Origin of the sequence: Hymenobacter convexus, from assembly GCF_030580955.1 — a bacterium.
Taxonomy (GTDB): domain Bacteria; phylum Bacteroidota; class Bacteroidia; order Cytophagales; family Hymenobacteraceae; genus Hymenobacter.
The window spans coordinates 290,143-316,216 of record NZ_JAUQON010000006.1; the positions used below are offsets into that span (position 1 = coordinate 290,143).

The following is a 26,074-nucleotide window of genomic DNA, read 5'->3' on the forward strand; positions in this document are numbered from 1 at the left end:
ATTGGGCGACGGACACCGCCGTTACTCATGCCTCGTTCATGAAGCGGCGGCAGCTTTACGGGAGCAAGGCACGGTCGTTGCAACGGACGATAACATCCGTTGCGGCCCCGCGTAAGAACCCATTCGTGGCTGACAACGGTTGTTTCAGTCCCTCCACTCAGTTCTTTATTCCCATGTCACGCTGCACTTCCTTCGGCCTTGTGCCCGCCATTCTGCTGGGTCTGGCCATTAGCGCCGGCCCCGCGCTGGCCCAGAAAACCACCCTCAAAGCCAAGAACGATAAAGTCAAGGCCAAAACCACAGCGGCCGATGGCACCGTGAGCAAAACCAAGACGGTAGCCGCTACCACCGCCCCGGCGGCCCCGCAGCCTACGTCGCCGGTAGCTTCGGCTCCGCAAGTGGTGCAACCGGCCACCATGGCTGTGGCCACCGCGCCCGTGGAAGCCAAAGCCGAAGGCATTACGGGCTGGATTTCGGACCTGGGCGCCGCGCAGGCGCAGGCCAAAGCCACCAACCGGCCCATTCTGGCGGTTTTTTCGGGTTCTGACTGGTGCAAGCCCTGCATCATGTACGAGCAGGAAGTATTTGCCAAGCCGGAATTCGCGGCCTACGCCAAGGACAAGCTGGTGCTGGCCCACTTCGATTTCCCGCGCCAGAAGCGCAACCAGCCCTCCGCCGCTCAGCTCAAGCTGAACGAGGCAGCGGCTGCCCAGCTCAACCGTGAGGGTGATTTCCCGCTGGCTGTGGTACTCTCGCCCGAAGGCAAGGTGCTGGCCAAAACCGGCTACATTGCCGGCGGCCCCGCCGCCTTTGAGGCATATTTGAAAAAAGTGGTGCCCACGCTGTAGAAACGCGCCACTTGGCTACGCCGACCTTCGGTTCGCGTCTCGGCGTCCGCGCCATCTCACCGATTCCGTTCAATGCCGCGAAGCGTCGCGTCTCTACAGCGCCATCCCTTTGCTAACGCCCCGCAAACTTCTGCTGATTCTATTGCTGCTGGGGCTACTGAGCAGCCAGACCGGCCGCGCCCAAACCGCGGCGCCGGCCCAGCGCCACACCTTCACGCGCAGTGCCCACCTCATGGGCTCGCACTTCACCTTCACGGTGGTGGCCGCCGACGACTCGGCCGGACAGCGGGCCCTGCGCGCCGGTCTGCTCGAAGTGCGTCGCATCGACCGGCTGATGTCGTTCTGGGACTCCACCTCCGAAGTGGTACGCGTCAACCGCATGGCCGGCATCCGGCCGGTGGCTGTGTCGCCCGAAACGTTTGATTTGATTAGCCGCACGCTGCGCCTCTCGCAGCTTAGCGACGGCGCCTTCGACATCACCTTCGCCAGCGCCGACAAGCTGTACAAGTTCGACCGGCAGGCCCACGCCGGCCTGCCCGATTCGGCCACGGTGCGGGCTTCGGTGCGCCGCATTGGCTGGCAGAAAATTAAAATGGATGCCGCGCAGCATACCGTTTTCTTGCCCGAAAAGGGCATGCGAATTAATCTGGCGGGCATTCTGCAGGGCTACGGCCTGCGCCGGGCCAAGCAGGTGCTCGACCAAATGGGCATCAAAGGCGGGCTGATGAACGGCTCGGGCGACATCTACTGCTGGGGCCGGCAGGCCGACGGCTCGCTCTGGCGCGTGGCCATTGGCGACCCCGACCACCCGCGCAGCGTGGCCGCCTGGATTGACGTGACCGACATGGCCGTGGTGACGGCCGGCAACTACGAGCAGTATTTCACGGTGGGCCCGCAGGTGTACGGGCACATCATCAACCCGCACACGGGCTACCCGTCGGTGGGTTTGCGCTCGGTCACCATTCTGTGCCCCGATGTGGAACTGGCCGATGGATTAGACGAAGTCGTCTTCGTGAAAGGCCCAACCGCCGGTTTGGCGTTTATAAACGGCTTGAAAAATGTTGATTGCACGTTGATAACCGACGACAACCGCACACTCGTGTCCAGGGGCATGAAGCTGAATTACTACCACGGCAGTACCGCCACCCAGCCTTGATTTTACGTACTCATTCCATGCAAAAAATCCTCTCCCATCCCCGCCTGGCGCTGGCCCTGCTCCTGCTCCCTCTGGGCGCGGCGCTGCCCAGTTGCGTATCGGTAGCGGCCTACCAAAAAGTGTATCTCAACGATGAGGACATGAAGCTGGCCAGCAAAACTGTGGAAACGCCCGAAACCAATTTCGAGAGCTACCGCGAAGGCGCCGGCGGCGCCAATGGCGGCAAAGTAGGCGGCGGCTGTGGCTGTAATTAGGGCAAGAAGTTGGCGGTTAGAAAAAGAACGTCATGCTGAGCGAAGCCATAGCATCTCTACTGCAACAGTAATCAATGTCGTTTCAACGAAGCGGTAGAGATGCTTCGACTGCGCTCAGCATGACCGCCCAGAATTATTAGTTCTCCTGTGAAAAAATTACTTCTTCCCCTATTAGCCTTCTCCGCTTTGGCCGCCCCGGCCATGGCCCAGACCGGCACCACCCAAAACCCCAATCGCATCGACGGCTACGGAGCGCCGGTGAACCCAGCGGTGCCCACCAGCCGGGCCGCCGAGGAAACCACCATCGACATCATCGGCGGGTACTACCAGCAGACCGGCAGCCACGGCGCCGTGGAGGGTGGCCGCGGCACCCAGCAACTCACCGACGTGCCCCCGGCCATTATCGTGAACGTGCCGCTGGATACGGTGAGCCGCCTCACGGCCAATGTGGGCGCCGATTTCTACGCCTCGGCCTCGACCGACCGGATTGATTTCGCGCTGAGCACGCCCTCGGCCCACGACGTGCGCTACCACGGCGACTTCGGCTACAGCCGCGAGCATAAGTACAACGGCACCATCTGGGGCGTGGGCGCGGGCGTATCGAAAGAATACGACTACCTGTCCTTCAACGTGGCCGGCTCGTTTGCTAAAACCTCGAAGGACGGCAACCGCCAGCTGAGCCTGGCCGGGCAGGTGTTCCTCGACCAAGTGACGCTGATTACGCCCTATGAGCTACGGGCGGGCTACGTGGCGGGCTCTGCCAGCAGCCGCGGCGAGAAAAACTACGGCACCGACAAGCGCCAGACGTACAATTTAACCGCCACCTACTCGCAGGTGCTTACCAAGCGGCTGCAGGCGGCCGTGAGCACCGAGCTGGTGTCTCAGAACGGGCTGCTGAGCACGCCGTTTCACCGCGTTTACTTCCGCGACAATCCCGACCTGAACCCGGCCCCAGCACTGGGCAGCGATTTTTCGACGCGCTTCCCTACGGCGGCCCGCATCGAAAACCTGCCCCGCTCGCGCTTCAAATACCCGGTGAGCCTGCGCCTGAATTTCTACGCCACCGACCTGGTGCAGGTGCGCGGATTCTACCGCTTCTACAATGACAATTTCGGCGTTCGGGCTCACACGTTTGAGGTGGAACTGCCGGTGAAGGTGACGCAGTTTTTCGCGCTCTACCCCTTCTACCGCTACCACACCCAGACGGCCGCCACTTACTTCGCGCCTTTCGCCCAGCACTCTATTGCCGACACGTATTACACGTCGGATTACGACCTGGCGGCTTTTTCGGCCAACAAAATTGGCCTGGGCCTGCGCTACTCGCCGGTGTACGGCATCACGCGCTTCCGCGTGCCGGGGCAGGACGGGCAGGGCCGGCCGCGCGTGATGCGGCTCAAGTCGCTGGATTTGCGCTACGCCAACTACCAGCAAACCGGCTCGACCATCTACACCACCGCCGACCGCGCCGACCTGAAAGCCAACATCATCAGCTTCGATTTGGGCTTTGCGCTTTAGCTTGGCGCGCAACTAAGACGCCGATTTATTTCCTTTGCGGTGTGCAAACCAGCGGCCGGCCGGCATCTATGCCTGTGCCGGCCGTTTTGCGTGTGCGCCCATTTCCTCCATTATTCATTTGCTCATTTACCTTGAAACACTGGCTCGTTAAATCAGAACCCGACAAATACTCCTGGGCCACTTTTGTGGCCGAAGACGGCACGGCCTGGACCGGCGTGCGCAACTACCAGGCCCGCAACAACCTGAACCTGATGCAGCCCGGCGACCTCGTGCTCTACTACCACAGTGTGAGCGAAAAAGCCGTGGTAGGCATTGCCGAAGTGGCCGCCCCGGCCGCTCCCGATGCCACCGCCGAGGCCGGTTCGCCCTGGGTGGCCGTGCAGCTGCGCCCCGTGCAGCGCCTGCCCCAGCCCGTGAGCCTGGCCCAAATCAAAGCCGATGCCCGGCTGGGCGAGCTGGCCCTGCTACGCCAGTCGCGCCTGTCGGTGCTGCCGGTGCGGCCCGAGGAGTTCGACGTGGTGCTGGCATTAGGGGCGAAATAAACTGATTTGACGGGGCACGAAACCGCTGCATTTGGGCTTAACTTTAGCGAAGCAACCGCTCGTTGGAGTAGGTATTTCCAACTGCTTTTATTGAGCACACGGGCATGAAACTCCGCTCCTTTCTTCTGCTAACCTGGGTCTGCACCTGCGCGGGAGTCTCCGGCGCGCTCGGTCAGAAACGGGGCCAGCTGGCGGCCATTCCGGCGCCCGGCGCGCCCGTGCAAACGGCCCGCACCGAGTTGCCCCTCGAACCCTCCGACAGCGAAGTGCACGTGCAGGCCCTGCCCGCCGACAGCACCGTGGTTATCCTGCTGGGCCGCGACCGGCCGCTGTCGAGCAAGTCCACGTTCACCTTTCAGCAGTACGACCGCAACCTGCACCTGCGGCAGGAAACCCCGCTGGAAGTGCCCGACGAGTTCGATTTCACGCGCATGTGCGCCGAAGGCAGTACCGTGTACGCCCTGTTTTCGTCGCACAGCAACCCCGGCCGCTTGTGGGCCGCCGCCTACAACGGCCACCTGGCCCAGGTACGCACCCAGCAGTTCGAAACCAAGCTGAGCCGCGAAGTGGTGGAGCTGAAAGCGCTCGACAGCCGCCTGTTTGCCACGGTGCTGCTGAATGACCAGTTGCACGTCACGGCCCTGCTCCTCGACCTGGCCACCGGCCAGATGCAGTACCTGCCCTCGGTGTACGAGCCGCTGCCCACGCAGCTCACCTTTGTGGCCGATGCCGCCACCCGCCGCGCCGAGTACGTGCTGAGCCAGACCAACGGCCGCAAAACCCGCCTGCTGCTCAAGCAGCTCACCGAAAAAGGCCAACTCGTGAAGTCCGAATTCGTGCAGGCCGAGAGCGAGCGCAGCCTCATCACGGCCCAGGTGACGCCCCCGCAGGACACCACCGCCCGCCTGCTCATGGGCACGTATGCGTTGCGCGGCCTCGATTATGCGCAGGGTCTTTTTGCCACCGACCTGAGCACGGCGGCCAGCCCCGGCACCAAGCAGCCGCTGCGTTTCTACGATTTTCTGCACCTGAAGCACTTTTTCGACTACCTCAAGCCTTCGCGCCAGGCCCGGCTGCGCAAGCGCATGGCCCGCCGCCTGGCCCACTCCGCGCCGCCCATGCGCTGGCACTACCGCCTGCTGCTGCACGAGCTGCTGCCCCAGCCCGACGGCGGCTACGTGCTGGTGGCCGAAGCCTACGTGCCCCACTACCGCTACAACAGCTACGGCACCTACACCGGCCCGTTCAACAATCTGGGCAACCAGTTTGGCACTTCCCCCTACGCCAACTCCCGGGTGTTCGACGGCTACCAGACCACCCACGCCGTGGTGTGCGGCTTCGACCGGACCGGGGCCCTCATCTGGGACAACACGTTCGTGGTAGAAAACCTGCGCCGCGTCGAGCTTGAGGAAGCCGTACGCCTGCAAACCCTCCCCGATGGCCGCCTCGTGCTGGCTTACCTCGACGAAGAAAAGCTGCACTATAAGGTGGTGCGTCGCGGCGAAGACGCCCCAAACGACCAGCAGGTCGTCATCAGGACCGGCAGCGGCCCCGCTGAAACCGCTCCCGAGCGCGTGACCGACACCTCGCAGGCCGACCTGCTGCCGTGGTTCGGCAGCCGCTTCGTGGCGACCGGCTACCAGCGTGTGAAAGTGGAGCACGGCCCCGACCGCCAGGTATTCTTCCTGAATGCGGTGGTTTTTTAGGCAGAGTAACGGAAAAGCAAAACGAGGAAAAGCAACGTCATGTCGAGCTTGCCGAGACATCTCGCGTGCCGAAATAATCCCCTTTTAACGATTGGGTTTGTAAAGCACGCGAGATGTCTCGGCAAGCTCGACATGACGTTTTTTCTATTCTTTTCGTACGCTGATTTTCCGTTCCTCATTCATCCCACCGCTCCTGTATGCTTACCAAACTGCGTCTTCCTGCCCTTTTCCTCATTCTGCTGCTGGCCAGTTGCCGCGCCGGCGGGCCCGGCACGCCGGCCAAAACCGTGGCCTCCTTCTTTTCCAAATACGAAAACCGCGAAGGCTTCAAGGCCACCGAATGGTCAGCCGACCTGCTCCAGCGCCTTGCCCTGGTGAAAGCCGCCAAGCTCCTCGGCGGCTCCGACCTCACCAACGGCATCACCGGCATTCGCTCGGCCCGCGTCATCAGCTTCACGCCCACCACCACTTCGGCCAAAGAACTGGCCGCCCAAGGCCTGCGCGCCGAAGCCGCCGGCATCCTCCAAAATAACAAGTACGACCCACTTTCCACGGCCGGCTTTGGCGGGAGCAACTACGCCATTTCCACCCGCGGCTCGGGCAACAGCGTGTCGGAATTTGCCGCCCTCGGCACGTTGCCGGATGTGGCCGATTCGTTCGTGCTGGTTTCGGTGCAGGGCAATTTCACCAAGTCGCAAGTGGAAGCGCTGGGCAAGTACCTGCCGCAGCTGGTGCAGGCCACGGCAAAGTAGCGCGCACTTAGCTGGTCAAAAAGCACCAGAAAAAGACCGTCATGCTGAGCGTAATCGAAGCATCTTTACCGCATAACTAAACCTGACGATTGGGTTTACTATTGCACGCGAGATGCTTCGGCTACGCTCAGCATGACGTTCTGCTTTTTCCGGCTTGACTCTACCGCCCTGCTGCCATCAAATCCTCAATCGTATCGGCTTGCAGCGGAATATCGGCCATCAGGTCCTCGTTGCCGCCGGGCGTGATGAGAACGTCATTCTCCAGCCGAATGCCCAGGCCTTCGGCGGGAATGTAGATGCCTGGCTCAATGGTATACACCATACCGGGCTCGAAAACTCGGTATTTGTAGCCCACGTCGTGCACATCAAGGCCCAGGTAGTGGCTGGTGCCGTGCATGAAATACTTCTTGTAGAGCGGCGCGGCGGGGTCCTGGTTTTTTACGTCCGAGGCATTCAGCAGGTCGAGCTTGATGAGTTCCTGCTCCATGCACTCGCCCACCAGCCGGTGGTATTCCTCGATTTCGGCGCCGGCCACAAGGCGCGTTTTGGCGAAGGCCATCACGGCCAGCACCGAGTCGTACACCTGCCGCTGGCGGGTGGTAAATTTGCCGTTGACGGGGATGGAGCGCGAGAGGTCGGCCGCGTAGTTGGCGTATTCGGCGCCGAAATCCAGCAGAATCACGTCGCCGTCCTGGCACTGGTTGTCGTTGGTGGTATAGTGCAGCACGTTGGCATTTTTGCCGCTGGCCACAATGCTGCCGTAGGCCGGCCCGCGGCTGCGGTTGCGCATGAACTCGTGCACGATTTCGGCCTCAATCTCGAACTCCCACACGCCCGGCTTCACGAAGCCCAGCAGCCGCCGAAACGCCTTGCCCGTGATGTCGCAGGCCTGCCGCATCACCCGGATTTCCTCCGGGCTCTTGATGGCGCGCAGCTGGTGCAACAGGCGCGCGGCGCGGCGGTAGCTATGCAGCGGGTACTGGCTCTGCAGCATTTTCACGAAACGGGCGTCGCGCGTTTCCACTTCCACCACGGCCCGGATGTGCTCATTCGAGTTCAGGTACACGTTTTCGGCCTCATTCATCAGCGCAGGCAATACCGACTTGAAGCTGTCGAGCCACATAATGGTGCGGATACTGGAGTTCTGGCGCGCCTCGTCCTTGGTCAGCTTGTAGCCTTCCCAGATGAGAATGTGCTCGGAAGTTTCCTTCAAAAACAGGATTTCGCGGTACTGCGGCAGGCGCGCATCCGGGAAAATCACGAGGATGCTTTCCTCCTGGTCCACGCCGCTCAGGTAGAACAGGTCGTTGTTTTGGCGGAAGGCCATGGTGCCGTCGGCGTTGGTTGGCATCACGTCGTTGCTCTGGAAAATGGCCAGCGACGCCGGGGGCAGCAGTTCGCGGAAACGGCGGCGGTTCTCAACAAAAAGCTCGGGGGCAAGGGGAGCGTAGCGCATGGGCAAGGGGAAGTTGGGAATGGGAGGCGCAAGTTAGGCCGGCCGCCGTTGCGGTGGCCCGCCGCTTCGCGCCGATAAATAAAAAAAGCCCTTGCCGGGGCGGCAAGGGCTTTTCGAAATCCATAACGGCCAGACCTTACATTTTGGTTTTAGTCGATTTCACCGTCGTTTTGTTGGCTTTATAGCGCATATCGGGCGTGCCGTCGGCTTTCAGCGGGCCGGTGGTTTTGGTCATTTTGCTTTCCTTGTAGCGCATGTCGGCGGTGCCGTCGGCCTTCAGGTGGGTGCTGCTCGACGTCGAGGACGACTTGGTCGTGCCCGAGGGCGTGGTCATGGTGCTCGACTTGCTCATCGTGCCCGCGCTTTTGGTGGTCGTGCTCGATTTTGACATACCCGCCGGGTTTTGCATCGTGCTCGACTTCACAGTGGTTTTCGTGCCGGGCTGGGTCGTTTTGGTGGTCATGGTCGACGAGCTGCTGCTCATCTTGGTCGAGGCCGGCGCGGGCATCGTGGCCGCGGGCGTCTGGGCAAGGGCAGCCGTGCCACCCAACAAGCTCAGGGATACAAGAAAACCGAGGATACGCTTCATGTTGAAAGAGAAAAAAGGGTGTGAGATGGGCCTCCTACGCTACTTCCACCGGCATAGTTGAGGTTCGCCGAAATAATTTGTCTATTTCTATTTACCAGAATACTCAGGTAAGATTTGATGATGCATTATTGCCTGCCAACCCATTCTTCGCATTGTACATATTAAGGCAGAACACGTCTCTGGGTTGTATTTTTTGAACATATCTCGAATTATTATTACTTTATTTTGTGAATATGATACCTATTACTACTTTAGTGCATATTCTAAGCACACTTTCACACCCTACATCCTCCGTCTCATGAAAAAACACTTCTACGCATTACTGGCTATTGTTGGGCTCCTGTGTTTCAACCCCAACTTTGCGACGGCTGCCGTCCGCAGCCTCCCCACCACCGAAAACCCCGCCGATGCCCAGCGCAAAGCCGCCGCGGCCGAGCAGAAAGCGGCCGCCCGTGAGAAAGCCACGGCTGCTAAACAGGTTTCAAAAATGAAAAAGCTTTCGGTTAAATCGCGCCGCTTCACGGCCAAGATGGAGCGTATGGTGCTGGTGGTGCTGGGCCTGCAGGAAAGCAAAACCGTGACCTCGCCCCGCCAACTCAGGCGCCAGCTCCACGGTCACCAGAAGCAGCTGAAAACGCACGCCAAGTTCATGTCGCGCATCCGCCGCAGCCACACCCACGACTGATAACTGGCTCCTCCTAGGCACAAAAAAATCCCCTTGCTGATGCAGCAAGGGGATTTTTTTGTGCCTAGGAGGAGCCTTAAGCCGTTACCTGGGCTTCAAGTTTCTGGGCGAGTACGTGCTTGGGCACGGCGCCGACTTGTTTATCAACGATTTGGCCGTTTTTGAAGACCAGCAGCGTCGGAATGCTGCGGATACCGAACTTCATCGAGGTCTGGGGGTTGGCGTCCACGTCCACCTTGCCTACCACGACTTTGCCTTCGTACTCGCCGGCCAGTTCTTCCACCACGGGGCCTACCATGCGGCAGGGGCCGCACCATTCGGCCCAGAAGTCAACCAGTACGGGTTTGTCGCCGGCGATGATTTCTTCAAAGTTGGCGTCGGTTATTTCAATTGCTTTGTGTCCCATTTCAATTTGGGTTGGGGTTAATGAAAGTCTGGCGTATACGGCCAACGGGGTCGCAAGGTAGCAGATATTGGATGCTTAACATGGTGGCCGGGGGAAAGTTCAGCGGGGCTAGGTTGGGCGAGCGGCTGGCCGGCGAATGGCCGGAATTGCTATCTGAATCGGCCGCCCGTCCTGCTGAGCGTAGTCAAAGCATCTCGCATGCCGCAGTAAACCAATCGTCAATAATCAATGGTAGCACGCGAGATGCTTCGCGGCGTTCAGCAGGACGTTCGGAGTTTCACAGAAAACCTAAATCAGCGTACACACTTCCATATCCAGCTCCTTCATCTTTTCGATAAAGGCCTTGGGCTCAATCTGAAAGCGGCGCGAGAACATGTCTACCGCCAAATGCTCGTGTGGCTCCACAAATTGAATTTCCAGACGCTTGCCGCCGGGCGCATGCTCAATGGCTTCTTCCAAGCGGTCGAGCATGGGCGCGGTCACGGTGCGCAAGTCGAGGCGTACGCGCACGCCTTTGCTGCGCTTCTCGGCCACGTCGGCCAGCGGTTCCATGGTAAGGATGCGCAGGTCCCACTGGTCCTGGGTGTGGCGGCGCAGCTCCTGTTTCAGGCGCACGTACATGGGCGGCACCTGCTCGTTGGGGTAGTTGCGCGGGTTGATGAGGGGCGCAAACTTGGTGTAGTCGTCGCGGAAAAGGGCGGGGTTGATGCTCGTCTCGTAGTCCTCCAGCGTGAAGGTGCAGAAGGGCTGGCCGGTTTTGGTGGTCTTAAACAAGACGTTGGTAATGAGGCCCGCCACCGCCATTTCCTTGTTCTTGATTTCGTCAACTTTCTCCAGCCCACAGGTGCAGTAAGCGTCCAATTCCAGCTTGTAGCTATCCAGCGGGTGGCCCGAGAGGTAGAAGCCCACCACTTCTTTTTCGCGGCGCAGCTGCTCGGTTTTGCTCCACGGCTCCATCTCGTGGATTTTGGGCATAGGCGCGGCCACCGCGCCGAATGCGCCCGCGCCAAACAGGCTGTGCTGGGCCGATTCCTTGGCCGCCGCATGCTGCTGGCCCACGCGCATGGCCTTCTCAATCAGGTTCTGGTCGCCGGCCGGCGAGTCCAGATACAGGCGGCGGTGCTTGCCGAAGCCATCGAACGCGCCAGCCTGGGCCAGGCTTTCGAAGGTTTTCTTGTTCACCGTGCGCAGGTTCACGCGCTTCGAGAAGTCGAAAATATCGGTGTATTCGCCGGCTTTTTCGCGTTCCTGCACCATGCTTTCCACCGCCAATTCGCCCGCACCCTTCACCGCGCCCATGCCGAAGCGGATGGCACCTTCCTGGTTCACGTTGAATTTCAGGAGGCTTTCGTTCACGTCGGGCCCGAGCACGGGCACACCCTGCTTGCGGGCTTCCTCTATGAAGAAGGTCACTTTCTTGATGTCGCCCATGTTGTTGGTGAGCACGGCGGCCATGTACTCGGCCGGGTAGTTAGCCTTCAGGTAACCAGTCTGGTAGGCCACCACCGAGTAGGCGGCCGAGTGCGAACGGTTGAAGCCGTACTCGGCAAACTTCTCCATTACGTCGAACACGTCGTTGGCCTTCTTGGCCGGAATACCGTGGATGGTTTTGGCGCCTTCGATGAATTTCTCCCGCTCCAGAGCCATCTTTTTCATGTCCTTCTTACCCATGGCGCGGCGCAAAAGGTCGGCGCCGCCGAGCGAGTAGCCAGCCAGAATCTGGGCCGTCTGCATGATTTGCTCCTGGTACACCATGATGCCCTGGCTGTATTCCAGGATGGGTTTCAGCAGCTCGTGCGGGTATTCCACCTCCTCGCGGCCGTGCTTGCGGTTGATGAAGTTCGGGATGAACTGCATGGGGCCCGGGCGGTAGAGGGCGTTCATGGCAATCAGGTCCTCGATGTTGGTCGGCTTCAAGTCCTTGAGATACTGTCGCATGCCCTCAGATTCAAACTGGAACGTGCCGATGGTATCGCCGCGCTGGTAGAGCGCATAGGTTTTCTCGTCGTCGAGCGGAATGTTGTCGATGTCGATTTTCACGCCGTGGTTGCGCTCAATCAGATTCATGGCGTCCACGATGACCGTTAGGGTTTTGAGGCCCAGAAAGTCCATCTTCAGCATGCCGGCCGACTCAATCACCTTGCCGTCGAACTGCGTGATGAGCAGGTCCGAGTCCTTAGATGTCGAAACGGGGATGTACTTGGTAATGTCGTCCGGGGCGATGATGACGCCGGCCGCGTGAATGCCCGTGTTGCGCACCGAGCCTTCGAGCTGGGTAGCGAGGCGCAGAATCTGGCCCTTCAGGTTCTCGGGGCTTTCGTCGCGCCGAATCATGTCCAGCTCCTGGTTTTCGGCGAAGGCACCAGCCAAGGTGGTGCCCGGCTTATCGGGCACCATCTTGGTGAGGTCGTTGGTGTGCGGCAGGGGCAATTCCATGGCGCGTGCCACGTCCTTGATGGACGATTTGGCAGCCATGGTGCCAAAGGTGATAATTTGGGCCACCTGCGTCTTGCCGTACTTATTCACCACGTAGTCAATGACTTTCTGACGGTTCACGTCGTCAAAGTCAATGTCGATATCGGGCATCGACACGCGCTCGGGGTTGAGGAAGCGCTCGAACAGCAGCGAGTACTTGATGGGGTCGATGTTGGTGATACCCACGCAGTAGGCCACCGCCGAGCCGGCGGCCGAGCCCCGGCCCGGGCCCACGGCCACGCCGATGTTGCGGCCGTGGTTGATGAAGTCCTGGGTGATGAGGAAGTAGCCCGCGAAGCCCATCGTCTGGATAATGCGCAGCTCGTAATCAAGCCGTTCTTCAATTTCGGGCGTGCGCTCGGAGTAACGCGGGGGCTTGCTCATCGTCACGACGCCCTGGCCGGCACTGGGGCCGAAGGCGCCCACGTAGGTCAATTCGCGCAGGAACTCGTCGGCGTTGGCGAAGGGCGCGGGGATGGGGAAGTTCGGCAACAGAATGTCGCGCGCCAGCTTCGGAGGCGTGATTTTGTCGACAATTTCGTTCGTGTTATCCAGGCTCTCGGGCACGTCGGCGAACAGCTCGTTCATCTGCGCCTGGGTCTTGAAGAAGAACTGGTCGTTGGCGAAGCCGAAGCGGGTGTGCGGCTTGGGCTTCTGCAGTTCCTCGTCGATGCGGCGCAACTGGCGCTGGGCGTTTTCGTCGCGCGAGTGGTCGCGGCGCAGGTTGTCGAGCAGGTCGTATTTCACCTCGCCCTTGCCCGTCATCAGGGTGTAGTAATTGGTGCGGATGTCGCCCACCGGGATGCTGTGCTCCTCGCCGGTGTTCACGCACAGCAGCAGGTCGTGGGCGGCGTAGTCGGTCTGGTCGACGTAGTGCGAGTCGTTGGTGCAGATGACTTTGACGTTATACTTCTTCGCAAAGCCCAGCAGAATCTGGTTCACGTCTTCCTGGCTTTTGCCGGTGCCGTCGAAGTTCATCAGGCCGTGGCGCTGGATTTCGATGTAGTAGTCGTCGCCAAACAAATCGAGCCACCACTTCAGTTTTTCCTCGGCCTCGGCCTCCGTGCCGAAGAGGATGGTTTGCGGAATCTCGGCGCCGATGCAGCAGCTTGTGGCAATCAGGCCCTCGTGGTATTTCACCAGCAGCTCCTTGTCGATACGCGGAAACTTGGAGTACACACCCTCGATAAAGCTCATGGAACAGAGCTTGGCCAGGTTGTGGTAGCCGGCCTGGTCTTTGGCCAGCAGGAGTTGGTGGTGGCGGGTGTCGCGCTCCCCTTTTTCGCGGCTGAACGCCTTTTTGTGGCGGTCTTCTACCAAATAGAACTCGCAGCCCACGATGGGCTTCACGTTGTACTTATTGGCCTCGGCCACGAAGTTGAACGCGCCGAACATGTTGCCGTGGTCGGTGAGGGCCACGGCGGGCATGCCGTCCTTCTGGGCCTTCTTCATCAGGGCCGAAATGCTGGCCTGGCCGTCGAGCAGCGAGTATTGCGTGTGCGAGTGAAGGTGCGAGAAAACAGGCATTTTTTCAGTTATCAGTTATCAATTAGCAGTGAGCTGTTGATAATCGGGCGAAACGGTTTTAGTAAAGATACCCCCGTCCGGCGGGCATTCCCAAACCCCATTTTGCTGCCCGCTGATTCCCTGAGCGCTGCGTTTTACCTGCCATTATTCAACTACCACGCGCTGCGTCAGCGGGGCTTGGGCGGCGGCTTGTACGGTGAGCAGGTACACGCCCGGGCACAGACCGTTGGTGCTCAAGAAAGTAGCCTGACCACTAAACGCCTGCCGCTGCACCAGCCGGCCCAGGGCGTTGCGCAGGGTGGCGGTAGCGGCGGCGGGGGCTTGCAATTCTACCCGCAACTGGCCTGTTGATGCCACGGGGTTGGGCCCGCAACGAAAGGCGGTGGCGGAATGAGGGCGCGTGGCCGTGGTGGTGCTGTTGGTGTTGCGGCGCACCAGCAGCGGCGCATTGGCGGCCGATTCGATGGTGAGCAAATCCAAATCGCCGTCGTTGTCCATATCGACCACGGCCAGGCCGTTGGGGGCCCCGGTGGTGGCCACCGTGGCGGCCGCGCCAAAATTTCCCCGGCCGTCGTTGAGGTGCACAAAGTCGCCGACGCCGTGCATCAGCAGGTCCAGGTCGCCGTCGCCGTCGAGGTCGGCGAAAGCAGCGCGCTGCCCGCCAGAGCCGGACGTGAGTGTGGTGCCCGCCGCGAAGACGCCGGTCCCGTTGTTGAGCAACAGCCGAACGGGGCTGGCCGATTGGTAATCCACCACGGCCAGGTCGAGGTCGCCGTCCTGGTCGACGTCGCCCAGTGCGGCACCGCCCGAGTAGTTGGCGGCCGGGTAAACGGCGCCGGCCGTGTAGCTACCGGTCCCGTTGTTGAAAAAGGACTGCGCAAAGCCATTGCTCCCGTTCAGGGTCGAGTTGCAGCAGAGCAGCAAATCCAGGTCGCCGTCCTGGTCGAGGTCGGCCGGTTGGATGGTGGCAAAGCCGTATTGCGTAGGCACCGCCGAAACCATGGCGGCCCCAAATACCCCGGTGCCGTTGTTGAGCCGCACCTCAATCTGACGGGCGGCCGCGCTGTTCCAGTTGTAATACACCAGGTCGAGGTCGGCATCGCCGTCGGCATCGAACAAAAGCAGGCCGCTGGCCGACGTGTTGGTGGCCGACGTGGATAAGGCCGAAACGGTGAAATTGCCGGCGCCGTCGTTGCGGGCGATGTCAAACTGCGAGGGCCGGGCGGCGGCGGCCACCACGTCCAGGTCGCCGTCGGCATCGATGTCGCCCACGGCCACATTCTGCGCAATGTTCGTCGTAGGGATGGAGCGGTTGGGGTTGGAGAGCCGGCCGGTGCCGTCGTTCGAATACCACATCAGCAGCGACCCAAACCCGCCCGGCACCAGCACGTCGAGGTCGCCGTCGCCGTCGAGGTCGGCCGGGGTGATGGTGGAGGTGCTGCCGCTGGTTTGGCCGGGCGCCGTATCGACCGAGCTGGCGGTGGTGAACGTGCCCGTGCCGCCCGTGGCCGCCGCCACAAACTGCCACACGTGCGGCGCGGCCCCGGTGAGACTGCTAGTCACCGTTTCACCGGCCCGAAAATCCACCGCCGGGTCAAACGTCACGGTATTGCCGCTCACGGTGCCGCTGCCGGCTTTTCGGCCTCCCGTCTGGGCGCTGAACACGCGCAGCGCGGCCGCCGGCGCCGGTGCGACCAGGGTAGCGGAAACTACAGTGGCACGGGATGCCGCCGAAGCATTGCGTGCGGGCACAAGGCTGCTGACTGTCTGGGCCCAGGCCGGACTGCCCAGCAACAACCAGGCGAGGGTAGCGTAACGGTTTTTCATGAAGTTTAGATGAAAGAAAGGTTGTTGCAAATGTGCATAAAAACCTTTGTTTTCTCTAGCCTTCCGCAGCTGCAAACCGGTTAGTCTCCTTGATTTTAAGTAAGCAAACGGACAGTTCAATTGTCCCCCACGGCTCTTACTTAGCGGGGGCCTGCACGCGCAACACCTCACCAATTTTGGCCGAGGCATCTTCGGGCGCCTTGCCGTTCCAGGCCTGTAACTCGGCAACGGTTACCTTATACTGGCGGGCAATGCTGTAAAGCGTTTCGCCCTTGGCTACAGTGTGAAGAATGGCGCCGGGCGCGGCAGGCCCCGCGGCGGCCGCGGCGGCCGCTTTCGGCACGTAAAGCGCCGGATTCGCCCGCGCGGCGGGGTGGGCTGCCGCGGCCGGCTCTGGCTTTGGCGCTGGGGAAGCTTCGGTTGCCGCTTCCCGCAACGCCAGCACCTGGCCCACGGTCAGGCCATACGGGGGCGGCAACTGGTTGGCGGCAATCAGGGCCGCCGGGGCCATCTGGTAGAGGCGAGCAATGGAATACACCGATTCGTGCGGCGCTACAACGTGCGTGCGGCTGCCGCTGACCGGCCGGACTAAAGCAGCCGCTCCCGGCTCGGGCACCACAGCTACGGGCTTGGGCGCACTGGCTACCGGCGCCGGGGCCTTCACCGTTTCTTCTTTCACCAAGACCGGCTTGGGCGCGGGTGCCGGCGCGCTGGGCGCTTCCGGCTCACCGGGCTCATCGGCGAGGGGGGCGGGCGCCGGGGCCGCGGCGGCAGGCGGCAGGTAAGTGACTTTGGCCGCCGAGGGACGGGGTGCTACGGGGGGCGGCAATGGGCGGGGCGGCGCCGATGTTGGAGGCACTGGCGTCGGAGGTGCGGCGGCTACTACGGCGGGCGCTGTGGGCACTGGCGCAGGAGCCGGCATGGGGGCGGTGGCCGCCGTGGCAGCCGCCGTGGCCAGGGTTTCGCCCCAGCCGTCGGCATCGTCGGTCACCACGCGCTTGGACTTGGTTTTGCCGTCCTCGCTTTTCACCTTCACTTTCACCTTCACCTGGCCGCTTTCGGTGGTCACGCGCCGGGGCAGGGCCACTGCTTCGTTGGCGGTGCTCACTAGGGCATCGGTTTCCTGCTCGGCGGCAGTTGGGGCCGCAGTGGGGCGCTCCAGGGCTACGGCTTCATTCAGAGAGCGATATTCCACGGCCGTTTCGCGCGGGCGGGTGTGCTGCAGCCAGAGCACGCGGCCGGGGCGCAACTCCTCGTTGCGGGCCATGCGGTTTTTGTTGAATACCGCTTTCTGGCGCACGCCATATTTCTGGGCCACGTCGAAAATGCTTTCGCCGGGCTGCAGCACGTGGTATTCTACGGCGGCCGCGTCGCGCTTGCTTTGCAGGTAGTACGGGCGGCCCGTCACGGCCACATCAAAGGCTTTCAGCTCGTTGTGCTTTAGAAACTCGCCCAGGCGCTGGTGGGCGCGGCGGGCCAGGTCGGCGGTGCTTTCGCCGGGCAGGGCAATGAGGGCGCGCAGCTTGTTGATGCGCACCTCGGCGGTGTTGCCGGCCACGGTGGGCAGGTTCAGCAGCTGGCCGGTGCTTTGCAGGCGCTGGTTGGCCGCGATGCCGGCGGCCTGCGTCACGTCGCCCACGGGCACTATCAGCGAGTAGGGACGGTCGGCGGGTACGGCGGCAGCCAGCAGCCAGTGGTTGTGGGTGGCCAGGGCGGCGGGGTCGACGTGCAGGGCCAGGGCCTGGGCGTCGAGCGACTGGCCAGCGGTGGCCGGAAACTCCTGCAGGCGCAGGGGAGGCGTGGGGTTCAGCCCGCAGGCCGGCTCGAAGGCCACCTTGTGGGCCAGAAACATCAGCACATAGGGCGAGGTGGCTTCGGTGACGGCCATTTCGGTGGCATCGAAATCCGAAGGGAGCGTGTAGGGCTGCACGCCGCTCGGGCCGGTGTAGTAGCTCAGCAGGGCGTTGAGCCAGTTGTGCAGCGCGTTGTTGTTGCGGGTGAGGTAGCGGGCGGCGGCGCGGGTGCTGGCGGCCAGGTGCTGGCGCTCGTCCACGGCGCCGTTCACGGTGAGGCCCAGGCCGGTGGCAGTTTCCTGCTTGAGCTGCCAGTAGCCCACGGCGTCGTGGTTGCTGCGGGCGTCGCCGATGAGGGCGCTTTCCTGCAAGGCCAGGTAACGAAAATCGAGCGGCACGCCTTCCTCGCGCAGCACGCGGTCGACGATGGGGAACGAGGCATCGGCCAAATCGACCCGGGCCTGGAAGGAGGGCTGGTGGCGGCTCAGGCCGTCGGCTTTTTGCTGCACCAGGCGTTGGGCTTCGGCGTTCAGCACGAGGTGCAGGCCGGCCACATCCATCGCGGCGGGCACGGTGGGGTGCATTGGAGGAATGGACTGAGCGGCCAGCGGCCGTATCAAGAACAGGCTCAGGCCCAGGAGCAGGGCAACAGAATTTCGCATAAGCAAGACGGGCGGGAGGGGGCCACCGCGGCCCCCTCCCGCCCGGAAGTTGCAAAGAACCTGATTTTTGAGCAAAAAGCCCGTCATGTCACGCTTTGCCGATACATCTCGCTCGCGCCGCCTGTCATCCTGAGCACAGCCGATTGAGGTACTACCTCACGCGAGATACTTCGCTGCGCTCAGCATGACGTTCTGACTGCGTTCTTATTGTGGCCCTCCCCCACCGCCGGGAGGCGGGCCGCCCATGCCGCCGCCCATTCCTCCACCGGGAGGGCCACCGAAACCGCCGCGGCCCTCGCCCCGGCCTTCGCGGCTGCCACCTTCAGAGGTAGGCGCTATCACGTTGCCGCTGCGGATGTTGTAGGTGAACATGAGCATGAAGTAGCGCTGCAGAATGTTGGTTTGCACGTCTTCGTAGTAGGCATCGGTCACGTTGCGCGAGATGCTGCGGTTCTGGCCCAACAGGTCGAAGGCGTACACCTTGATTTCGCCGCGCTGGCCGGGAAACAGCTTCTTGCCGATGCTGGCGTTCCAGAGAATGTACTGCTGGTTGTAGCCGGCCGAGAGGCCCGCATAGGCCTGGTGCACCACGTCGGTGGCAATGTTGATGCCGGGCCCCACAATCCAGTTCAGGCGGCCGCGCGTCACCTGCGAGAAGTAGTTGGTGTTCAAGCGCGTTTGCAGGGTGTTGATGACGTAGTTCTTGCTCGACGTGGTGGAGGCCGTGAAGTCGAGGTTGGCGCTGATGTTGGAGCTGAGCGTGAGGCCGGCCCCGAACGAAGGCACGCGGGCGTAGTTCAGGCCGCCGTTCACGAGGCCCGGCGTTTGGGTGAAGCCGGCGTTGCCGCTCAGGTTCACGTTGGTTTTGATGGGCTTGATGGGCCGGCCGTAGCTGATGAGCGAGCGGACGTTGTACTCCTGGCTCAGGTTGGTGGGCTGGGTGAGCTGGCCGCCGGCCGGGATGGTGACGGGCGGGGCGCCTTCGGGCGTAACCGTCGTTTCGCGGGCGGCCACAATGGTGCGGTTCGAAATCGGATTCTGGGTGTAAGAGCCCGAGAGCAAGGCGAAGAAGTTGCTCGACACCTCGGGATTCGAAGCAGAGTAGCGGACGTTAACAGAATGCTGGAATTCCTGGCGCAGCGTGGGGTTGCCGATGGTGAGCTGCAGCGGGTTCGAGTTGTTCACCACGGCCTGCAACTGGCTCACGCTGGGCGGGTTGGTGTTGGTACGGTAGAACAGACGCAGGTTTTTCTGGCGCGTGAAGCGGTAGTTCAGGTTGGCGTTGGGCAGCACGTTCACGAAGTAGTAGCGCCCGATGCTGGGCCGCGGGTATTGCGCGTCGCTGTACAGTTCCGAGTACTGCCCCGCCACCCCAATACCCGCCTGGAACTTCTGCGTAACGTGCCGGAACGTGACTCCGCCCGACTGGTTAAGGTAGTAGTTATCAAACACGTTGCTCAGCCCCTCGTTCAGCTGGCGGGTGTCGCCGTTCAGCCGGTCGTAGGTGTATTTATCGGAGTGGTTGGGCGCGTAGCTGATGGCGTAGTTGGCCTGCACCTGATTTTGCCGCGAAATAGCCTCCGTCAGCGCCAGGTTGGCATTGATGCTGCCGCCGTTTTGCTTCAGGGTGCTCAGCTGGTTGAGGTTGTTCAGGGCCGAGCCCGTGTCCTCGGTTTGTAAGGTGGTAGTGGCCGTTTTCTGGCTGTACGTGCCGCCGATGCTGAGGCTGGCCGTGCGGCCGATTTTGGCGAAGCGGTGGCGCAGCAGCAGGTCGCCGCCGGTGTTCAGGCCCTGGTTTTCGCCGGTGTAAGTGCTGTTGATGCGGCTTTGCTCGGTACCGCGGCGGCTGGTGATGCCGTTGAGCAAGCTGTTGGAATTGTTGGTTTGCGAGCTGAACCGGGGCCGGAACAGGATGGAGTTGGCCGAGTCGATTTTGTGCTCCAGCCGCAGGTTGAAGCGGTGGTTGGTGTTGAGGCTGCGGCCGATGGCGGCCTGGTTGTAGCGCGTGTTGGCCGTGTCGACGTAGTAGCGCTGGGTGGTGCTGCTCAGGGCGTTGTTGGCGTGGTTGAAGAAGTAGCTGGCCGAGAGGTCGGTTTTCTTGTTCCAGTTGTTCGAGTAGTTCAGGCCCGCCGCATTGGTGGTCGTGATGCCGCCGCTCTGGTTCACCAGAAAGTCGCCGGCGTTGCCGCCGTTGCCGCCGCCGCCCCCGCCGGCGCGGGCACCCCCACCCCCACGGCCGCCGCCGCCGGAGTTGGAGTTGCCCACCACGCCCAGCAGGTCCTCGGTGCCGAAGTTCTGCTCGTTCACGTTGTTGCTCTGGGCCAGCACGGCCACCCGTTGCGCGCCGTTGAACTTATTGATGTTGCCGCTGGCCTTGTAGTGGTCGGGGCCGGCGCCGCCCACCACGCGCCCAAAGGTGCCGTTGCGGAATTCAATCTTGGTCACAATGTTGATGGTCTTGGTCGTATTGCCATCGTCGAAGCCCGAAAAGCGGCTCTGCTCGCTGCGCTGGTCAAATACTTCCACCTTGTCCACCATTTCGGCGGGCAGGTTTTTGAGCACCGCGTCGGGGTCGGTGCCGAAGAAGGGCTTACCATCTACCAGTACCTGGGCCACATTTTCGCCCTGGGCCTGAATCTTGCCGTCGGCCCCGCGGGCCACGCCGGGCATCTTCTCCAGCAGGTCGCCGGTGGTGGCGTCGGGGTTGGTTTTGAAGGCGCGGGCGTTGAACTGGGTGGTGTCGCCCTTCTGCACGCTTTGGGCGGCGGCGCCCGTCACCACCACGCCTTTGAGTTGCACGCCACCCGTTTGCAGGGCCAGCGTACCCGTCTGCACGGGCGTGCCGCTCACCGTCAGGGCCTGGCTCAGCTTGGCGTAGCCCACAAAGGAGGCATCGAGCACGTAGCGCCCGGCGGCCACGTTGTCGAACTGAAACTTGCCGTCGGCGTCCACGGCCGTGCCGCGCTTCACCGAGTCGGGCAAGTGAATGAGCAGCACGTTGGCCCCGATGAGCGGCGACTGGTCTTTGCCATCGGCCACGCGGCCACTCACCGTGGTGGGCGCCTGCGCCCGGGCCGCGCTCAAGCTCAGCAGCAAGAGAAGAAACAGGAAAACGTGCCGCATAGAGATAAGTAAAGCGCTGAAAATAAGTCTGACGGCAATCCGTCGGGCAAGGTTCGATAATCGAAACAATCGATTGTGTAGCCTCTACTTCTTGCGAAGCAGCAGCAGCCCATCGCGCAGGGGCAGAAAAACCGGCTCCACGCGCGCATCCCGGGCTATTTTGTCGTTGAAAGCTCGAACCAGGGGCGTATCCTTATCGCCGGTTTTCAACGGGTGTTCGGGCAGCACCTTGCCGCCCCACAGCACGTTGTCGACGATGAGCAGCCCGCCCGGCCGCACCTGTTCAATGACGGCTTCAAAGTACGCGTCGTTGTTGCGCTTGTCGGCGTCAATAAAGACCAAGTCCCACACTTCATCGACCAAGCCCGGCAAAACATCGAGCGCCGCGCCGATATAGAGCTGAACCTGTGCCGTAAGGCCCGCCGCCGCCACGTAGCGCCGAATGCGCGCCTCCCGCTCCGGGTCGATTTCGATGGTGTGCAACTGGCCATCCTCCGCCAACCCTTCGGCCAGGCATAAGGCCGCGTAGCCGCAAAACGTGCCGATTTCGAGGATGCGCCGGGGACGCATCAGGTGGCTGAGCATGCTCAGGAAGCGGCCCTGCAGGTGGCCGCTGCTCATGCGCGGCATCAGCAGCTGCAGGTGGGTTTCGCGGGTGAGCTGGGCCAGCAGCGGCGGCTCGGGCACGGTGTGCAGCTCGGCGTAGGTTTGGAAGGGGTCGGTCATAGATTTACTAATGGGGCGTTCGGGAAGTCGCTGCAGAGGTACGCGGAGGTTTTTGCGGCAGGACGCAGAACTGTTTTATCCCAGCAGTGGCCGCAGCCGAAATATGTACACCTGAAAGCCTGATTTTCCCGGTCCGTAGCTGGAGCTCATCACCCGATACAGGCCTTCGTAGCGGTACACCTCCAGCCCGCCGTCCTCGGCGGGCACCTTGCGCAGCACCCGCACGGGCCGGCCAGTTTCGACGCTTCTCAGCAACGCCAGGATGCCGGTGGTGGCCACCTGGTCCATGATTTGGCGGCCGGTTTCGGGGTCGCGCCCGCCGTTGCCGGAGTACAGGATTTCTTCTTCGCCGAAGTCATCCTCCTCGTATTGGCCGGCCAGCACAATGCTTTCGGCGCCCAGCAGCGGGGTACCGCACACGCCAGCCCGGCGCGGCCGGTGCACGCCGCTCAAGGACAGGTCGATGCGGTTGCGGAAGGTGTCGCCGGGCCGGTAGGTGCCTGGGTGGCCGAAAACGGGGACTGGCATGAGCTTAGCGGTTTAAACAGGTTTGCAGCCACTGAACACATTCGGGCGCATCCACTATCGACCAGGAGTGAGGAAACGGGCGCCCGTTCGTTCTTCCCTTACCGGTAGTTTCAATATACTCGGCGCGGGTGTTGCCTTGGCGCTGCAGGCAAGCCACCAGTTGCCGGAGCATCACCGCGTTCAGGTCTTCGAGTTGCATGCTAGCGCAGAAGTGCCACCGCCAGAAGGCCATATCCGGCTCACAATACATCCGCACGGGTGTGGCCGCTAGCCGGGCCAGGTTGCCGCCGGTCGGGCTGGTATTGATAAAAGCCGAATACTGCTGGTACACGGTCGGAAATTGCTCCGGCGAGCCGCCGAAGGCACGCCCCAGCGTTTCAAGCAAGGAATGCCCTTCGCGCACGAGCAAGGAGCTGCAATTCTGGTCGATGCGACGTTGGCCCATGTGCCACAAGTTGGCCAAATCGGCGGGCGGGTCTACCCCAAAAACGGCCTTCACCCGCCACGTTTGCCGGGTTGTATCGAGCAGCAGTGTCTCGGCATACGCCAGCGCAAGCTGCCCGCCGGCCGAGAAGCCGCCGATGCACAGGTTACGGCCCGCAGCGGGATATTGCCGCGCCACCCGGCCCAGTACCTGCCCCAGCAAGCGCATCCCAGCCGAATCCAGGTGCAAGCGGTTGTTCAGCGTCGGCACCACGGCCACGAAGCCCGCACGAGCGGCGTCCTGGGCTAGGTCCGTTTCCTTCAAAACCCGCTCGGCGGGGCCGCCGAAGCCCGGCAATAACAGCAAGACCCCGCGCGGCGGGCCCGTCGGAGCCAACGAGTAGTAAGCAAGTTCTTTGGCGTGTTTGCCGTTCCGGTAAAGGTCGGCGGGGTCCGTTGGCTGCACGCGCTGCCGCTGCACGGTTTGCGCGGTCGCCGGGGCCGCCAACGCAAAAAGCACTAGTAACCAAACCGCTACACCGCTCATCCTGCGCATTGCTTACTTCCCTTCCGGCACGTATTGCAACACGCTCAGGTGGTCCTCGGTCAGCACCTCGTTGGCCATGTCCTGCAATTGCGCGGCCGAAACGCGCTCGATTTTCTCGAAAATCTCGCTTAGCGGCTCCACACGGCCCAGGTCGAGGGTGCTTTTGCCGAGCAGTTGCATCAGGCCGCTGTTGCTTTCCTCGCTCATGGCCAGCTGGCCCATGAGCTGGTGCTTGGCCGTATGCAGCTGGTTGGTGGTGAGGGACTTTTCACGCAGCAGCTTCAGCTCCTTTTGCACCAGGCCCAGCGTGCGGTTGAGCTGCTTGCCCTCGGTGCCAAAGTAGATGCCAAACAGGCCGGTGTCGGTGTAGGGCGAGTAGGTGCTGTCGATGGTGTACACAAGGCCGTACTTCTCCCGCACGGCCAGGTTCAGGCGCGAGTTCATGCCCGGCCCGCCGAGGATGTTGTTCAACATGAAAAACGGGATGCGGCGCGGGTCCGTCAGCGCGTAGGCCGGGCCGCCCACTAGGCAGTGCGCCTGCGAAATGGGCCGGGTTTCCGTCTGCGTTTTGCGGGCGTAGCTGCCCACCGCGCGGCGCACCCGCGGCCCGCGCCGGGCCGGCAGCGGCGCCAGAAACTTGTCGGCCAGCTTCTTCACCGCCTCAAACGGCAGGTTGCTCACCGAGCTGAACACCAGCCGGTCGGTGCGCATCTGCTCCTGCAAAAAGGCGTGGAAATCGGCCGTTTGGAACCGGCTCACGCTCTCGCGGGTGCCCAGGATGTTGACACCCAGCGGGTGGTCGCCGAAAATCACGGTGTCAAAATCGTCGATGATGGCATCCTCGGGGGCGTCCTGGTACATGCTCATTTCTTCCAGAATCACGCCCCGCTCCTTCTCCACCTCGCGGCCCGGAAACACGGAATTGAACGTGAGGTCCGTCAGCAGCTCAAATGCCCGCTCGAAATGCGTGCTGAGCAGCGCGGCGTAGAAGCAGATTTTCTCCTTAGTGGTGTAGGCGTTCAGCTCGCCACCCACCGTTTCGAGGCGGTTCAGAATGTGAAAGCTCTTGCGCTTCTCGGTGCCTTTGAAGGCCATGTGCTCCCAGAAGTGGGCCAACCCCTGCTGATGCGGGGCCTCATCGCGCGAGCCGATGTCGAGCAAAAACCCGCAATGCGCTATTTTAGTGTGCGGTACCTGCTTGTGTAAGAGGCGGATGCCGTTAGGATATTCGTGAATGTGATAATCGAGCATAAGTAATGCAAAGGTACCGTAGCGCGGACTTTGTAGTCCGCGTCCCAAAACGATATTGTTATAAATGACGCGGCACAAACGACGCGAAACGCGGACTACAAAGTCCGCGCTACATCAACCGGCAAGGTGGCCAGTAGTTGCCCCACTTCAATGCCGTAGGCGCAGCGAAAGTGCCCCAGCGGGCAGGCGCCGTGACCGTGCAGCCCGCAGGGCCGGCAGTCCAGCGGCTCCCGGGTTTCGACCACGAACGAGGTCGGCGCTAGTGGCCCAAACCCAAACGCGGGCACCGTGCTGCAAAACACTGCCGTGACGGGCGCGCCCACCGCCGAACACAGGTGCATGGGGGCCGAGTCGTTCACGTAGTTCATCACGGCCCCGCGCATGAGGGCCGCCGAGGCCAACAGGCCGATTTTACCGGCAATGCTGACCACGTTTTCGCGCCCGCTGGCGGCGGCCAGGCGCTCGCAGGCGGCTACGTCGGGCGGGCCGCCCAGTAGGTACACCCGCACCTTCGGGGGCAATGTGGCCAGCAGTTCCAGCCACTTGGCTTCCGGGTATTGCTTGGTGAACCAGACCGAGGTAGGTGCCAGGCAGATGTAGGGCCCGGCCGCCGCGTAGCCCGCTACCGCCGCTTCATCGGCCGCCGACGGGTACAAGCGCGGCGGTACCAGTGGCGTCGGCACGGCTTTGCTCAGCAGGCGCAGGTTGCGTGTCACTTCGTGCGTCCCGTCGCCGATGTGGTGCGGCACGCGGCGCGTGAAAAACCGGCTGAGCGGGTTTTTGGCAAAGCCCACCCGCTCCTTCGCTTTCGAAAAAGCGGTGAGGAAACCCGTGCTGGCGAAGCGTTGCAAGGTCACGACACGGCCGTAGTGCGCGGCCCGAATCTGGCCCAGCAAGTCCCACAGGGCGGCGTATTTGCGGTGCTTTTTGTCCCAGATGAGCACTTGGCGCACGTGTGGGTGGCCGGTCAGCAGGCCTTCGTTGCCGCGCCGCACCAGCACATCCACGGGCGTAGCGGGCTCGGCGTGGTGCAGGTATTCCAGCAGCGCCGTCATCAGGATGACGTCACCGATGAAAGCGGTTTGGATGAGCAGCGTGGCTTGGGGCGAATCGGGCATGGGGTAGCGCAAAATTACGCCGGGCCAGCCACCTTCAGCAGCGGCTGTTGCACTGTTCAGCCCAACGCCTACCTTTCAGCCCGGTTCTAGCCTGTGTAATTATTGGCTGGGCCTGTAATCTTTGGTCCGATTCATCGATTCAGGGGCTGCAGAATGCTTCACCAA

The 26,074-nt window shown here is 62.1% G+C and carries 20 protein-coding genes; 8 read left to right on the plus strand and 12 right to left on the minus strand.

Annotated features, from left to right (window positions below; all coding sequences use genetic code 11):
* Nucleotides 1–173 precede the first annotated feature (173 nt).
* The 7 genes from Q4S41_RS14985 to Q4S41_RS15015 all read left to right on the plus strand — a co-directional run bounded on the left by Q4S41_RS14985 (nt 174) and on the right by Q4S41_RS15015 (nt 6,773).
* Nucleotides 174–848 carry a thioredoxin family protein gene (locus Q4S41_RS14985; RefSeq protein WP_305031932.1) on the plus strand — a complete coding sequence of 225 codons (675 nt, stop codon included), beginning with the start codon at nt 174–176 and terminating at the stop codon, nt 846–848.
* A 109-nt stretch (nt 849–957) separates the two neighbouring features.
* On the plus strand, nt 958–2,004 hold the full coding sequence (locus Q4S41_RS14990) for an FAD:protein FMN transferase (protein ID WP_305031933.1): 1,047 nt from the start codon (nt 958–960) through the stop codon (nt 2,002–2,004).
* A gap of 17 nt (nt 2,005–2,021) precedes the next feature.
* Nucleotides 2,022–2,258: a DUF4266 domain-containing protein gene (locus Q4S41_RS14995; protein WP_305031934.1), complete on the plus strand. Its 237-nt coding sequence runs from the start codon at nt 2,022–2,024 to the stop codon at nt 2,256–2,258.
* A gap of 186 nt (nt 2,259–2,444) precedes the next feature.
* Entirely contained in the window at nt 2,445–3,773 is a 1,329-nt protein-coding gene (locus Q4S41_RS15000) for a DUF3570 domain-containing protein (protein WP_305031935.1), read from the plus strand.
* 131 nt (nt 3,774–3,904) lie between these two features.
* On the plus strand, nt 3,905–4,315 hold the full coding sequence (locus Q4S41_RS15005) for an EVE domain-containing protein (protein WP_305031936.1): 411 nt from the start codon (nt 3,905–3,907) through the stop codon (nt 4,313–4,315).
* A 104-nt stretch (nt 4,316–4,419) separates the two neighbouring features.
* Nucleotides 4,420–6,021: a hypothetical protein gene (locus Q4S41_RS15010; protein WP_305031937.1), complete on the plus strand. Its 1,602-nt coding sequence runs from the start codon at nt 4,420–4,422 to the stop codon at nt 6,019–6,021.
* A 197-nt stretch (nt 6,022–6,218) separates the two neighbouring features.
* Nucleotides 6,219–6,773 (plus strand): DUF4252 domain-containing protein, encoded by a 555-nt coding sequence (locus Q4S41_RS15015; protein ID WP_305031938.1) that lies wholly within the window; start codon nt 6,219–6,221, stop codon nt 6,771–6,773.
* A gap of 160 nt (nt 6,774–6,933) precedes the next feature.
* Here the strand turns inward: Q4S41_RS15015 and Q4S41_RS15020 are convergent, their stop codons facing one another.
* Entirely contained in the window at nt 6,934–8,229 is a 1,296-nt protein-coding gene (locus Q4S41_RS15020) for an aminopeptidase P N-terminal domain-containing protein (protein WP_305031939.1), read from the minus strand.
* Between the two features lie 136 nt (nt 8,230–8,365).
* The gene (locus Q4S41_RS15025; RefSeq protein ID WP_305031940.1) at nt 8,366–8,818 is read right to left on the minus strand and encodes a hypothetical protein; all 453 of its coding nucleotides are present in this window, start codon (nt 8,816–8,818) and stop codon (nt 8,366–8,368) included.
* Between the two features lie 298 nt (nt 8,819–9,116).
* Here Q4S41_RS15025 and Q4S41_RS15030 point away from each other — a divergent pair, with 298 nt between their 5' ends.
* Nucleotides 9,117–9,503, plus strand: a complete 387-nt coding sequence (locus Q4S41_RS15030) for a hypothetical protein (RefSeq protein ID WP_305031941.1) — start codon at nt 9,117–9,119, stop codon at nt 9,501–9,503.
* 76 nt (nt 9,504–9,579) lie between these two features.
* On the opposite strand, the gene trxA is transcribed toward Q4S41_RS15030, so the two are convergent.
* From trxA to Q4S41_RS15080, 10 genes are all read right to left on the minus strand, one after another.
* On the minus strand, nt 9,580–9,909 hold the full coding sequence (trxA, locus tag Q4S41_RS15035) for a thioredoxin (protein ID WP_305011559.1): 330 nt from the start codon (nt 9,907–9,909) through the stop codon (nt 9,580–9,582).
* 288 nt (nt 9,910–10,197) lie between these two features.
* A complete protein-coding gene (gene dnaE / locus Q4S41_RS15040; RefSeq protein ID WP_305031942.1) occupies nt 10,198–13,911 on the minus strand; it encodes a DNA polymerase III subunit alpha in 3,714 nt (1,237 codons plus the stop codon).
* Nucleotides 13,912–14,055: 144 nt separating this feature from the next.
* Nucleotides 14,056–15,738: a T9SS type A sorting domain-containing protein gene (locus Q4S41_RS15045; RefSeq protein WP_305031943.1), complete on the minus strand. Its 1,683-nt coding sequence runs from the start codon at nt 15,736–15,738 to the stop codon at nt 14,056–14,058.
* A gap of 136 nt (nt 15,739–15,874) precedes the next feature.
* The gene (locus tag Q4S41_RS15050; protein ID WP_305031944.1) at nt 15,875–18,193 is read right to left on the minus strand and encodes a LysM peptidoglycan-binding domain-containing protein; all 2,319 of its coding nucleotides are present in this window, start codon (nt 18,191–18,193) and stop codon (nt 15,875–15,877) included.
* Between the two features lie 204 nt (nt 18,194–18,397).
* Nucleotides 18,398–21,316 carry an outer membrane beta-barrel protein gene (locus Q4S41_RS15055; RefSeq protein WP_305031945.1) on the minus strand — a complete coding sequence of 973 codons (2,919 nt, stop codon included), beginning with the start codon at nt 21,314–21,316 and terminating at the stop codon, nt 18,398–18,400.
* 84 nt (nt 21,317–21,400) lie between these two features.
* A complete protein-coding gene (locus tag Q4S41_RS15060; protein WP_305031946.1) occupies nt 21,401–22,042 on the minus strand; it encodes an O-methyltransferase in 642 nt (213 codons plus the stop codon).
* A 75-nt stretch (nt 22,043–22,117) separates the two neighbouring features.
* Nucleotides 22,118–22,570, minus strand: a complete 453-nt coding sequence (locus tag Q4S41_RS15065) for a YDG/SRA domain-containing protein (protein ID WP_305031947.1) — start codon at nt 22,568–22,570, stop codon at nt 22,118–22,120.
* A gap of 4 nt (nt 22,571–22,574) precedes the next feature.
* Complete coding sequence (locus tag Q4S41_RS15070; protein ID WP_305031948.1) at nt 22,575–23,459, minus strand: alpha/beta hydrolase; 885 nt, start codon at nt 23,457–23,459, stop codon at nt 22,575–22,577.
* A 93-nt stretch (nt 23,460–23,552) separates the two neighbouring features.
* Nucleotides 23,553–24,791 (minus strand): M16 family metallopeptidase, encoded by a 1,239-nt coding sequence (locus tag Q4S41_RS15075; protein ID WP_305031949.1) that lies wholly within the window; start codon nt 24,789–24,791, stop codon nt 23,553–23,555.
* Between the two features lie 95 nt (nt 24,792–24,886).
* On the minus strand, nt 24,887–25,909 hold the full coding sequence (locus Q4S41_RS15080; protein WP_305031950.1) for a glycosyltransferase family 9 protein: 1,023 nt from the start codon (nt 25,907–25,909) through the stop codon (nt 24,887–24,889).
* Nucleotides 25,910–26,074 lie beyond the last annotated feature (165 nt).

Coding starts and splice junctions, on each gene's coding strand:
- Q4S41_RS15060 (WP_305031946.1), bottom strand. CDS start 22,042: ATGACCGACCCCTTCCAAACCTACGCCGAGCTGCACACCGTGCCCGAG.
- Q4S41_RS15065 (WP_305031947.1), bottom strand. CDS start 22,570: ATGCCAGTCCCCGTTTTCGGCCACCCAGGCACCTACCGGCCCGGCGAC.
- Q4S41_RS15055 (WP_305031945.1), bottom strand. CDS start 21,316: ATGCGGCACGTTTTCCTGTTTCTTCTCTTGCTGCTGAGCTTGAGCGCG.
- Q4S41_RS15075 (WP_305031949.1), bottom strand. CDS start 24,791: ATGCTCGATTATCACATTCACGAATATCCTAACGGCATCCGCCTCTTA.
- Q4S41_RS15025 (WP_305031940.1), bottom strand. CDS start 8,818: ATGAAGCGTATCCTCGGTTTTCTTGTATCCCTGAGCTTGTTGGGTGGC.
- Q4S41_RS15015 (WP_305031938.1), top strand. CDS start 6,219: ATGCTTACCAAACTGCGTCTTCCTGCCCTTTTCCTCATTCTGCTGCTG.
- Q4S41_RS15010 (WP_305031937.1), top strand. CDS start 4,420: ATGAAACTCCGCTCCTTTCTTCTGCTAACCTGGGTCTGCACCTGCGCG.
- Q4S41_RS15030 (WP_305031941.1), top strand. CDS start 9,117: ATGAAAAAACACTTCTACGCATTACTGGCTATTGTTGGGCTCCTGTGT.
- Q4S41_RS14995 (WP_305031934.1), top strand. CDS start 2,022: ATGCAAAAAATCCTCTCCCATCCCCGCCTGGCGCTGGCCCTGCTCCTG.
- Q4S41_RS15080 (WP_305031950.1), bottom strand. CDS start 25,909: ATGCCCGATTCGCCCCAAGCCACGCTGCTCATCCAAACCGCTTTCATC.
- Q4S41_RS14985 (WP_305031932.1), top strand. CDS start 174: ATGTCACGCTGCACTTCCTTCGGCCTTGTGCCCGCCATTCTGCTGGGT.
- trxA (WP_305011559.1), bottom strand. CDS start 9,909: ATGGGACACAAAGCAATTGAAATAACCGACGCCAACTTTGAAGAAATC.
- dnaE (WP_305031942.1), bottom strand. CDS start 13,911: ATGCCTGTTTTCTCGCACCTTCACTCGCACACGCAATACTCGCTGCTC.
- Q4S41_RS15050 (WP_305031944.1), bottom strand. CDS start 18,193: ATGCGAAATTCTGTTGCCCTGCTCCTGGGCCTGAGCCTGTTCTTGATA.
- Q4S41_RS15045 (WP_305031943.1), bottom strand. CDS start 15,738: ATGAAAAACCGTTACGCTACCCTCGCCTGGTTGTTGCTGGGCAGTCCG.
- Q4S41_RS15020 (WP_305031939.1), bottom strand. CDS start 8,229: ATGCGCTACGCTCCCCTTGCCCCCGAGCTTTTTGTTGAGAACCGCCGC.